The organism is Paenibacillus sp. (assembly GCF_048976745.1).
Classification (GTDB): Bacteria; Bacillota; Bacilli; order Paenibacillales; family Paenibacillaceae; genus Paenibacillus.
In genome coordinates, this window is record NZ_JBHGUU010000004.1 from 371,176 (window position 1) to 383,667 (window position 12,492).

Genomic DNA, 12,492 nt, shown 5'->3' on the forward strand with positions numbered 1-12,492 from the left:
GAACCAGTGGATAGGGAGAACGGGATATGAACTTGCGAATGAAGCTGGCCTTGGCATTTCTGCTGCTGATCATTGTACCGATGTGTGCGCTGGGCATTGGCATGTTTCTGGTCACATCACATACGATTGAGAAAAAATACAATCAACAGGCCGAATATGCGCTTCAGGCCATTAGTTACAATATCGAGAATGTATTTCAGCAGATTAATAATGTGACCGACAACGGGATAGCGACATCAGTTTTTCAAATGGCACTGAATGCCAAAGATCCGACCAAGCAGGATCTGGGAACCGGTAATCAGTTATCCCTGAATGCCAGCCAGCGCAATTTCCGTTCCCTTCTATATAATTATCCGTTCATCAGTTATGCCTTTTTATATGATTTGCGTTCGTCCGAGAACAATCAGATTGTCTCCATTTTCACCAAAGAAAATTTTCAAGCCCTTCCTTTTCAACAATTCAAAGTACATCCCTTATTCAATGAAATTCAGCAACTTAATGGCGTGCCCAAATGGCTTGCACCTTTGGAATATCCCGAATTAACCGGGGTAGAACCTGTCTTCACCCAGATCAGACTGGTCAAAGAACTCAGTTATTTTCAAAATATCGGCGTGCTTGTTGTTCAGATCAAAAAAGGAGAGATTGACCGGATTTTCCGTCACCTGCAAATCAGCGATTCGGCACAAGATACGTCTTTCCTGTTAATTAACGAAGAAGGGCTGATCGTCTATGATCCTGCGGGTCGGTATAACGGTGAGAACATGCAAAACCTTGGTGCTGAATCGGGCAGTTATGGTCCCGGCTTTAACAGCGTCAGAACGGTCTTTGACGGTAAGGAGAGCATCATTTCGCAATATCATCTGAAGAACTATAACTGGAGTCTCGTCAGTGTGACTTCATGGGAAGCCTTATCTGCGGAAACGAATGCCTTTGCAGGCTGGTCTGTCATTATTATTCTGTCGTGCCTGTTCGCCGCCATGATCTTTAATCTTTTTTTCATGAATCGTATTACGGGCAACATTGCTGTACTTGTAAGATTTATGCGTCGTGTGGATGATGGTGATTTTAATGCGAGGGTGGAAGGAAAAGGTTTTGACGAGATGCAGCTGCTTGCGCAAGGATTCAATGAGCTATTGGATCGTATCGGGGGATTATTCCGTCGTGTTCGTGCAGAGCAGGAGCAGAAGGCGCAGGCAGAACTACGTGTACTACAAGCCCAGATCAAACCCCATTTCCTGTTCAACACATTGGAATCAATCAATGGCTTGGCACTACGCGGTGAAGGGCGCAAAGTAAGCGAGATGGTGACCAGACTGGGCAATATGCTTCGGATCAGCATTCAGGATCAGGAGGAGATTCCGCTGGGTGAGGAAATAAGGCATTTGCAGAGTTATCTGGAGATTCAACAGTACAGGTTCAGTGATTTGTTCACCTATGAGATTGACATTCCACCCCATCTATACAGTTCAATTCTGCTCAAACTGACCCTCCAGCCTCTGGTGGAAAATAGCATTCAACATGGATTTGAGGGGATCACCTATCCAGGTGTACTGCGGATAAGCTCCTATGCAGAACGAGGTCAACTTGTGTTATGTGTTGAGGATAATGGGATCGGTATTCCCCAGGAAATGCTCGCACGATTTGAGTATATGGCAGCAGATCCGCCGGAAGATATGCTGGCGAAAGGGGCGGAATCATTATCGTCCATAACAGAACGCCGGGGATTGGGATTACGAAGTGTAGCAGATCGAATTCGTATTCAATATGGGGCCGGGTATGGCATATTTATATGTTCAGCACCGGGGTATGGCACAGTTATTCGATGCATCATTCCATTATATGAGCAGGAGGAAGCCGGATGAATCTGACTGCAATGCTGGTTGACGATGAGCTCCCGATTCTGGAGAATCTGAACTACATTTTACCCTGGGAAGAGATGGGGATTGAAATCACAGGTACTGCGAGAAGCGGGGCAGAGGCGTTGGGGAAAGTAACAGAAAGTCATCCGGACATTCTCTTGTGTGATATTCGGATGCCGTCCATGGATGGATTGGAACTCATTCGTTTGCTGCGAGAGCAGGGGGAAACGTGCGAGATTATTTTGCTGACCGGGTATCAGCAGTTTGAGTATGCTCGTACCGCTATTCAATATAACGTTCATGAATACATATGCAAGCCCATTGATTATTTGAATCTGGAACATAAACTGCGTGAGCTTGCCGGGCAGATCCAGAAGAGACGTCTGGAAAACGAATCACAACGTTATCGGAGCCAAGAGATGGAAAGCTGGATCAGACACAAACAGTTGATTGACCTGTTGCGAGGAGAGGCACCGTTGAAGATTGCCTATCCTGCTTCTGTTCCTGAATTTATAACAACTGCTGTAACGTATACGTTGCTACTTGTGGATGCGGTCGGATATTTTCGCCATTCTATCGGCTGGTCTGAGCTTCAACATGAGCGATGGCATGAGACCGTAAGTTCCAGACTTAGGGAAGTGGCAGAGAGAAGTGCGGGGAACTGTCAGATTCTTTCGACTCGCAAAGGTGAGTGGTGCATCCTGCTGGAGGCATCGGGTGAATGGCAACGTGGTTCAGAGGAACTGGCCCATCAACTGTGTCTCGAATTGAATGCGATATTATCCTTGGATTCAAGTTTGAAGGTCAGGGTTGTTCAAGATATTGTGCCCGTTAACCTGGAAAGTAAAATTCTGGAGCGATATCAGCATTGTCAAAAAATACTGATGTCCCATTCGGAGAGCGAAGACAGGGTGCTGAAGACGAGTTGTCCCGAAACCACCTTATCGTATGATCATACGGCCTCGAAAGGGGCTAACTCATGGATTACAAGAGAAGATATGGAGCTTGTTACTCGGTGGATTCGGCAAGGGAACAAGCAGGGGTTACGAGAAGTGTTGGATCGGCTTAAACAGCGAATGGGGAATTCAGAAGAATCCTTCAACAGGATAGATGAAACCAATTTTCGGTTTATGCTTGTACACATGCTTCGGGAACTGCGTGAAGTGCAGGCCATCGCTGAAGAACACGAAGTGAATTATTGGAATGCACTGCAAGGAGCGGTCTCCATGAGGGAGCTCCTTGAACTTGCAGAGGTCATCACCCATGCCTGTCAGAGCAAACAAACGCAGCCACGTCCTTCCGTATCGGAACTGATCCTGTCTGCATGTGAGTATATGGACGCACGACTGCAACAGGACTTGGGGATAGATGAAGTCTCCGATTGGCTCGGAATCAGCCCGGGATACTTCTGCCAGCTGTTTAAAACCCAAATGGGTGTTACTTTTGTGGAATACATGACCCAGAAACGGATGGAAAGTGCTGCTTTATTGTTGACTACAACCGAATGGAGCATTACAGCGATTGGGGAAGCAACAGGTTTCAAGGAGCGTCGTTACTTCTCCAAGGTGTTTCATAAACACTTTCACATGAAACCTTCCGAGTACAGACAGAGTAATCGAATGGGTTCGCAGTGACAAGGGAAACGAGAGGAGAGGTCGGATGAAACCCCTGTATGATCTGACGTTGGAGCAAAAGGTAGGCCAATTGTTGATGTGTGGATTTCATGGTCAGCACGCAGATGAACAGATTATTCACTTAATTCGTGACTATCACGTCGGGGGCGTCATTTATTTCCGGCGCAATGTCGAAAGTGTAGATCAATTGACACGGCTGTCCGCCGAACTGCAAGATCTGGCTGCCGAAGCGGGGGCCTTACCACTTATGATTTCGGTGGACCAGGAAGGTGGCATGGTTGCACGGATTGACAAAGAGGGAATGACTCAAGTACCGGGGAATATGGCACTTGGTGCGACAGGCAATCCGGAATATACCCTGACGTGTGCCCAAATTCTGGGGCGTGAGTTAAAAAACATCGGTATCGATATGAACCTTGCGCCAGTGATCGACGTGAATAACAACCCGCTGAACCCGGTCATCGGTGTACGTTCGTATGGTGAACATGCTGAAAGTGTGGCCGCTCATGGCGTAGCAGCCATCACCGGATATCAATTACAGGGCATAGCTGCTACTGCCAAACATTTTCCGGGACACGGAGATACCGCCGTAGATTCTCATCTGGGTATGGTTACGGTACCTCATGATCGAAACAGGCTGGAACGGATGGAGCTGCTACCGTTCCGCCGGGCGATTGAGGCCGGGGTCGATGCTATCATGACAGCTCATGTGATGTTCCCTTCGATTGAGCCCGAGCCCATTCCGGCAACGTTGTCGCATAAGGTGTTAACGGGCCTGCTACGTGAGGAAATGGGTTTTGAAGGCATTATTATTACAGATTGTCTTGAAATGCATGCAATATCCAAGCCATATGGGGTAGCTGAAGCTGCCGTTTGTGCTGTGGAAGCAGGAGCAGATCTGATTCTGGTGAGTCATACGTTGCAAGATCAGGTTGCTGCGCTGGAAGCCATTGTGGAAGCTGTTCGAACTGGACGGATCTCGGAAGAGGTTATTCATCAGGCGGTGGAACGCATTATGACATGGAAAAGAAAGCGCAGCGGTCAGCAGATGGATCATCTGGTTTCGTCGAAAACGAATGAAACGGTTGAAGCAGCAGCTGTTGAAACTGTTCATTGCGCTGAATCCACCAAACCCAGCGCTTCCAGCAATCGAAACGAATCGATGCTGTTCAAGATTGCTTCAAGCAGTATTACTATCGTTCATAATGATGGGCTGCTGCCGTTGGACCCGGAGAAGGACGTGTGTGTCATCTGGCCTGAAGTTGTGCAACGGACAGAGGTGGATGAACCATGGTCCCATACAGAATCACTTGGTATAGCGCTATCGCAGCTGCGAGGCAGCGTTCGTGAACACAACATTACAACTCAGCCCACTCATGCTGAAGCAGATCGGATATTGGCGGAAGTGTCGGAGAGTGAGCAGGTTATCGTATGTACGTACACATCGGCGGGCCAGCTTCCGAAAGGGCAACAGTATTTGGTTGAAAAGCTTAGTGAGAATCATTCGCTGATTGTCATTGCTCTGCGCAATCCATATGATCTGCTGGAGATTCCGAGGCCAGGAAGTTATGTATGTACGTATGAGAATACATCTACAGTCGTCAAGGCATTGTCCCATGTGTTAACCGGTGGACTGCAGCCAACGGGAAGTCTGCCTGTCCGTTTGTGCTAGACCTATTCAATCTATAAATCTCTCTGCGATATGGTGCTGATTGACCATATCACAGAGAGATTTTTTTGTTGGAAGTTGCGATTGGGTAATTTTGGGATCTGATGTCAAAAAGATAATTAATAGATAACTATTTTCATAGTATTTTCCTTCTATTAAAAGTTTACAATTCTCCTCTTAACTTTTTAGCAACTTTTCCCGGTCCGAAGCGTCTAATAATATGACTTTTTGAGGGGGATATTTATAAAATGGGAGCAGAAGGAGCCAAAGACAAAGAATGAATTTGAAGAAGAAATTGTCCATACTTACCGCTTTTGCTGTTTTTCAGGCGTTTGCAGTTATTCCTGCCAATGCACAATCAGCAGATCAGAGCGATACTACACCAGTGAATACAGCCAAAGTTAAATCCGTGGAGGTTGTGAAGAAAGAACAAACCATCGCGGAATCCGAAGTGAAATCCGGAACAAACACTCCAACATCAAATAATGAAACAACTGAAGAAGTGAATCCCGAAACCGAAACCAATGTTCCTACAGCAACAGAAGTAACTCCTGTTGATCCGGTAATGGAACCAACGGATGAAGAAGGTACAGCTGAGGAAACAACAGCACCTGAGCCAGTAGAAGTGGAGCAACCGTCTACAGGAAGTTCATCTGTTGCTGGAGGCGGGGGTGGAGACCTCACTCTTTATATGAACAGTAATAAAATGATGCAAGATGGCAAAACATATCTTGCCGGACAGCCCATGGCTGTTAAAAATGGTGTATCCTATGTAGCAATCCGTGCTCTCGTTGATCGGGTTGGCTATGATGTCAAATATGATAACACAACCAAAGAAACGATCATTATTAGTGGTGAAGATGAGCTGCGTTTTAAAACAAACAGCAAGATCTATACCGTTAATGGTGTGTCCAGAACGATGAAGGGCGCGGCTTATCAACAAAAAAATACATTCATGGTGCCGTTGACTTCAATTACACAGGCTCTGGACATTACGTATAAAGTCAATCAATCTGCCAAAACGGTTGTATTGAATCTGAGTACCAAACCAGTGGCAAGTTTCACGGTACAAAAAGAGGTCTTTGCCGGAGACCAGGTAACCTACACAACCAGATCCAGCTCTCCCAAGGGACTCAGCATTGTAGATGAGCGTTGGACAGGCCGTCAGGATACATTCGACCAACCAGGCGTATACACAGTAACCTATGCGGTCCAGGATTCAAGTGGTCAATGGAGTGATCCGTATTCGGTTACGATTAAGGTTGAAAGACCGAATCTGCCTCCTGTTGCGATGTTTACGACAGATAAAGAAGAATACAAAATGGGTGAGAAAATCACTTATATTGATCAAAGCACAGATGATGAGAACGCCATTGTAAAAACAGAATGGGATAACAATGCACTTGCATTCTTTGTTCCAGGACCAAAGACCGTAACGATTACAGTTACCGATAAACATGGTGCTAGCGATAGCTATACCAAGATGATCAATATTACGGGCGAAACGCTTTACAGTTTGACTGATTTCAATCAATTGTTTACACCCGTTGGTGAGAAGTTCACCTTTGATGGTGGCGGAGTACCGGCAATGGAGAAAGTTCCTTTCACGTATTATGATGAGCCGAGTTTGCTGATCCGCAGTAACAGTCCGGAAACGGTGAATACGGAAGGCATTGTGTACAAGGAATCCTCCTTTGGACAGACACGCTTCATGATTCACCATGTGAACAACACGGGCAAAAATGTGAAAATGTACGTTGTAGCGACTAACAATAATGCTTACACGGCGTCCATTGAACAACAAAACATGGGCTTTGCGGGACCGTCACCTTTTGCAACGGTAGCAGGAAAGCTGTCCATTGATCGTTGGTTCCAATCCATGCAGAATGGTACCGGACAAAAGAAAGTGTACATTCAGCCAGGAGAAAGCAAGCTGATTCTCAATGATCTGAGTGTACTCCCGATGAAACAGGGACAAGTCATCTCCTTGTATTCGGATGTATTCAGTGACTATGAACTGGATTACAACATTATCATGATTGAAGAAAACAAGGACCCGATGGAAGTGTTGTCGAGCCTGCCGGTTCTGGATCGTGATGGTGTTCACAACCGTGGTACCTATCCAAATGCAACACGAATCATTACGTATGATCAAGAAGTAGGGTCGAAGCCTTCACGTCTGCCACTTGGAGACAATGCAAGTGATCCGAACCTTGTGGGAACGGACCCTATGGCTTACACGGAAGCTTCCAACGCAGGTAACTTTGGTGTATTGTACAAAATTACATTGAATAATGTCGCTCCGCGCACGTTGATTTCATTCAACCCTCGTGGAGGCAGATACTCAGGTGTGGCACTCGTGAATGGACAGGTCGTTCAGATTTCCACAGGTAAATCTGTAACTGCACCTAATGAGCAAAGCGTTATGTATCGCACAGGTTCGTACGGCGAGAGTGTAACCATTCTCTTCTCGGCGGCACCAGGAAGTAACTTGCCTGTTAACCTGCTGTTCACGCCGCTTCCGGCTGAAAAGTAATATCATGAACATGCACGGACGGTTTGGAGTGAAAGCTTATATCATATATACCCGTTCACCCCAAAAGTCGCCCGAACGATTGATCATCTGAACCGTCAGGAAGGGACTCCATCCACATGCAATGTCATTAGCTCCAAGCTAAACGTAATGGCAATGCATGGGTATGGAGTCCTTTTTATGTGTTGTTGGAATGACCTAACCCGGTGGCTTCGTTGACTCTAATCGTAATTTGATGCATTATTAGATGTATACAGATGAGGCAAAATGCTCGTATGACAGGAGGTGCTTTAGATCATGCTGTCGACAGAACAGATTATTTCGACCATGTCCTCACAGGGGCTCCGCATTACCGATCAGCGGAAAACGCTGGCCCGGTTATTTGCCGAGTCCCCCGGGTATCTTACACCCAAGGACGTCTATGAATATATGGGTAAGACTTACAGCGGACTGAGTTTTGACACCGTATATAGAAACTTGCGGGTGATGCAGGAACTGGGTGTACTGGAACAGGTCATCTTCGAAGATGGCGTTAAATTCAAAGCACACTGTAGTGAAGATCATCATCACCATCATATGATCTGTCTGAAGTGTCAGAAGACATATCCTATTATTTTTTGCCCGATGCAGCTTGCGGATGCGCCTGAGCAATTTCAGGTTGTGGACCACAAGTTCGAGGTGTTTGGATACTGCAAGGACTGTGCTGAGCATGCTCCTGCCAAAGCAGCGTCGGGACATCATCACGCCCACGGGAAGCATTAACGATGAAGTTATCGCGCAGAATTGCTCAGGCACCTATTCGGGTGTACCGCAACTATATCTCTCCACTGACACCGCCAACATGTCGGTTCTATCCAAGCTGTTCGGCTTACGCCATGGAGGCGATTGAAGTGCACGGTGCGCTCAAAGGCTCGCTGCTAACAGCAAAACGTATTGCCAAATGCCACCCGTTTCATCCTGGTGGAGTGGATCTGGTACCACCAAAGGCGGAGAAGTCTACTCTGGTATCAGACTAACGTTATAACCGGAAGCATTCGGTGGCCTGGAGGCATGCCGGGATTGAACTTGAGGATGCTGTCCACTTGACAAAGGGGCCCGCATTTCAGTATATTTTTCCTATATGATTTCCAGTGAAGGGATAAGTACAGACACACCCCCAGTGCAGAGAGCCGGATGAGCTGAGAACCGGTCTGGGAGGAGGATGGAATATGGTCCCGGAGGAACCTCTTTCGAGCGTGCAGACAGTGATTTCAGAGCTGCTGTCGTAAGGCTGAGGCGTGATCCAGCGTTAATGGGCGGTCGAAGGACCGACAGAGCCTGTGTTTTGAGAAAAACATGGGGAATTTGGGTGGTAACACGTGAGAGCAACTCTCGTCCCATAGGGGCGGGAGTTTTTTGTGTTCTTTTTTAGTTGTTTTGGACGAACAGATCACATGAAGCAGGAACATTTGAAGGAGGAGAAGTCATTCATGGCTGACCAAAAAACATTTTATCTGACAACCCCGATCTATTATCCGAGTGACAAATTGCATATTGGGCATGCGTATACAACAGTGGCGGGAGATGCGATGGTTCGTTACAAGCGTTTACGCGGTTATGATGCTCATTATCTGACAGGAACCGATGAGCATGGACAGAAGATTGAGCGCAAGGCACAAGAGAAAGGACAGACACCACAAGCTTTTATCGACGATATCGTTGTGGGGATCAAGGAATTGTGGAACAAACTGGACATTTCCAATGACGATTTTATCCGTACAACCGAAGAGCGTCACAAAACCGTCGTTCAGGATATCTTTGACCGTTTGCTGAAACAGGGAGATATCTACAAAGGTGAGTATGAAGGCTGGTACAGCATTCCGGATGAGACGTATTACACAGAGACTCAACTGGTGGATGTAGAGAAAAATGAGAAGGGTGAGATTATCACGGCCAAGAGCCCAGATAGCGGACACCCGGTTGAATTGGTCAAAGAAGAATCCTACTTCTTCCGTATGAGCAAGTATGCTGATCGGCTGTTGAAATATTATGAAGAGAACCCGGGCTTTATCCAGCCGGAATCCCGTAAGAACGAGATGATTAACAACTTCATCAAGCCAGGTCTTGAAGATTTGGCCGTATCACGGACTACATTTGAATGGGGCGTCAAAGTTAAAGGCGATCCAAAACACGTAGTCTACGTGTGGATTGATGCGTTGTCCAACTATATTACAGCACTGGGCTACGGTTCATCCGATGCATCCCTGTATAACAAGTTCTGGCCTGCGGATGTGCATCTGGTAGGTAAAGAAATTGTTCGTTTCCATACGATTTACTGGCCAATTATGTTGATGGCATTGGATCTGCCTTTGCCGAAGAAAGTGTTTGCACATGGCTGGTTGTTGATGAAGGACGGCAAGATGTCCAAATCCAAAGGCAATGTTGTGGATCCGGTGACTCTGATTGACCGCTATGGTCTCGATGCACTTCGTTATTACCTGCTGCGTGAAGTACCGTTTGGTTCCGATGGTACATTTACACCAGAGAGCTTCGTTGAGCGTGTCAACTCCGACCTCGCGAACGATCTGGGTAACCTGTTGAACCGTACAGTTGCCATGGTAGACAAATATTTTGAAGGTAAAGCCCCTGCATTTGCTTCCAACGTAACTGAATTTGATGCTTCATTGGAAGAAGCAGGTCATGCCACGGTGGAAAAAGTGGAACAGGCGATGGAAAACCTGCAGTTTTCCGTAGCACTGACAGCGATCAGTCAGTTTGTCAGCCGCACCAATAAATATATTGATGAGACGCAGCCATGGGCGCTGGCTCGAGATGAAGCGAAACGTGATGAATTGGCATCCGTTATGGCTCACCTGATCGAAAGCTTGCGCATTGCTTCCATTTTGTTGCAACCGTTCCTGACGCGTGCTCCCCATAAAATCTGGGCACAGCTGGGTATTCAGGAAGGTGAACTTACGGCTTGGGATACAGCCAAGCAATGGGGACTGGTTCCGGCTGGAAACGCCTTGCAAAAAGGTGATCCAATCTTCCCGCGTTTGGATTCCGAACAGGAAATTGCTTATATCTCAGAAGCGATGACTGGCGGCCAAAAAGCAGCACAGCCTGAAACAAGTCAAGCAGATGCTGGAACTTCGGCAGCGGTTGAACCGGTAACTGCACCTGAAGGTACGGAAGAGATTGGTATTGACGATTTTGCCAAAGTTGAGCTGCGTGTGGCTCAAGTCATTTCCTGCGAACCTGTCAAAAAAGCGGATAAATTGTTGAAATTGCAGCTCGATCTGGGTTATGAGCAGCGCCAGGTTGTCTCAGGAATCGCGAAGTTTTATTCGCCAGAAGAAATGGTTGGACGCAAAGTCATCTGTGTGACTAACCTCAAACCGGTGAAACTTCGTGGTGAACTGTCTCAGGGGATGATCCTTGCAGCGTCCCATGGCGACCAGCTTACACTTGCTACAGTACCAGACAACATGCCTAATGGAGCACAAGTAAAATAAAATATAAATGAAGATATAAATACTGTCGTAACTATGACTCAAGGTGACCCGATGTAATTCGGGTCCTTTTTTTGTTGATATAATTCGCATCTGACGGGAAGAGAACAAGCATATACTGTTATGAACTCCGTACTTCAGGAAAGAATAATAGAACGGGATAGCTTGACAAGTAGGTTCAGGTTACCTATAATTCTTTCAGTAATGTTTACGATTAAGAGATGCGGAGTGAATCATAATGACATTTTATAAAGTGCAACATCAAGTTCAGGATAACCGGATAGGGAAGAAGAGCAAAAGAGGCAGCATGAAGGTACTGTGGACGGGTTTGCTTATTCTCACTTTGCTGGTATTGTCTGCGTGTGGGCAGGATAACTCCAATAGTGCAAAGATTGTGGAAGGCAAGGTTAACGTTGTGACGACATTTTATCCTGTATATGCTTTTACGACTGCCATCGGTGGTGAGGATGCCAATGTCATTAATCTGCTGCCAACAGGAGTAGAGCCACATGACTGGACTCCGAAGAGTCAGGATATTGTTAATACGTCCAAGGCACAGCTGTTTTTCTATAATGGTGCTGGACTGGAAGGATGGGTGCCCAATTTCCTGAAGTCGCTGAATGGCGATACTCAAGTGAAGTCTGTTGCCGTCAGCGAAGGGGTTACGTTGTTAACTGCTGAGGGTGATGATGGGCACGGTCACGGCGAAGAGCATGAAGACGAACATGCAGATGAACACACAGATGAGGCTACCAGTGAAGATGTCGCTGATCATCATATTGATCCGCATACGTGGGTTAGTCCGAAATCAGCCATGATCATGGCTGAAAACATCAAAAATAGTCTGGTCGAGGCAGATCCGGATCACAAAGCAGGTTACGAACAACGTTATGAAGCGCTTCGTACGAAGCTTGAGACGCTGGATCAGCGTTTTACAGATGAATTGGCTACCGTACCGAACAAGGAAATTGTTGTCTCGCACCAAGCGTTCGGCTACCTTGCGCGTGATTATGGATTAACCCAGCATGCCATTATGGGACTCTCCCCGGATGCTGAACCGACAGGACAGGATATTGTGAAACTTGCGAAACTGGTTAAAGATGAAGGCATTAAGTACATTTTCTTCGAAGAGCTGGTATCGGACAAATTGGCGAAAACATTGGCAAGTGAAGCAGGCGTGGAGACCATGGTCCTTAATCCGGTTGAGGGATTAACCAAGGAGCAGGCAACAAACGGGGATGATTATTTCACCCTGATGGAGAAAAATTTGCAAAATCTGCTGATCGCATTAAAATAAGATAGAATG

General features: G+C 46.6%; 8 protein-coding genes. All 8 read left to right on the plus strand.

The genetic code is table 11. The features are described from left to right. Nucleotides 1-26: 26 nt before the first annotated feature. The 8 genes from ACE3K2_RS02490 (at nucleotide 27) to ACE3K2_RS02525 (ending at nucleotide 12,483) form a co-directional block, all read left to right on the plus strand. A complete protein-coding gene (locus ACE3K2_RS02490; protein WP_421886303.1) occupies nucleotides 27-1,862 on the plus strand; it encodes a cache domain-containing sensor histidine kinase in 1,836 nt (611 codons plus the stop codon). Then, nucleotides 1,859-3,493 (plus strand): response regulator transcription factor, encoded by a 1,635-nt coding sequence (locus ACE3K2_RS02495; RefSeq protein ID WP_421886306.1) that lies wholly within the window; start codon nucleotides 1,859-1,861, stop codon nucleotides 3,491-3,493. Before ACE3K2_RS02490 ends, ACE3K2_RS02495 begins: the two co-directional genes overlap by 4 nt. A gap of 25 nt (nucleotides 3,494-3,518) precedes the next feature. Beyond that, the gene (gene nagZ / locus ACE3K2_RS02500; protein WP_421886308.1) at nucleotides 3,519-5,165 is read left to right on the plus strand and encodes a beta-N-acetylhexosaminidase; all 1,647 of its coding nucleotides are present in this window, start codon (nucleotides 3,519-3,521) and stop codon (nucleotides 5,163-5,165) included. A gap of 274 nt (nucleotides 5,166-5,439) precedes the next feature. Continuing rightward, nucleotides 5,440-7,698: a stalk domain-containing protein gene (locus ACE3K2_RS02505; RefSeq protein ID WP_421886311.1), complete on the plus strand. Its 2,259-nt coding sequence runs from the start codon at nucleotides 5,440-5,442 to the stop codon at nucleotides 7,696-7,698. 294 nt (nucleotides 7,699-7,992) lie between these two features. Then, nucleotides 7,993-8,457, plus strand: a complete 465-nt coding sequence (locus ACE3K2_RS02510) for a Fur family transcriptional regulator (protein WP_421886314.1) — start codon at nucleotides 7,993-7,995, stop codon at nucleotides 8,455-8,457. A gap of 2 nt (nucleotides 8,458-8,459) precedes the next feature. After that, nucleotides 8,460-8,711 (plus strand): membrane protein insertion efficiency factor YidD, encoded by a 252-nt coding sequence (gene yidD, locus ACE3K2_RS02515; protein WP_421886317.1) that lies wholly within the window; start codon nucleotides 8,460-8,462, stop codon nucleotides 8,709-8,711. A 453-nt stretch (nucleotides 8,712-9,164) separates the two neighbouring features. After that, nucleotides 9,165-11,189 carry a methionine--tRNA ligase gene (gene metG, locus ACE3K2_RS02520; RefSeq protein WP_421886320.1) on the plus strand — a complete coding sequence of 675 codons (2,025 nt, stop codon included), beginning with the start codon at nucleotides 9,165-9,167 and terminating at the stop codon, nucleotides 11,187-11,189. A 235-nt stretch (nucleotides 11,190-11,424) separates the two neighbouring features. Then, entirely contained in the window at nucleotides 11,425-12,483 is a 1,059-nt protein-coding gene (locus ACE3K2_RS02525) for a metal ABC transporter substrate-binding protein (RefSeq protein WP_421886322.1), read from the plus strand. The last annotated feature ends 9 nt before the right edge of the window (nucleotides 12,484-12,492 follow it).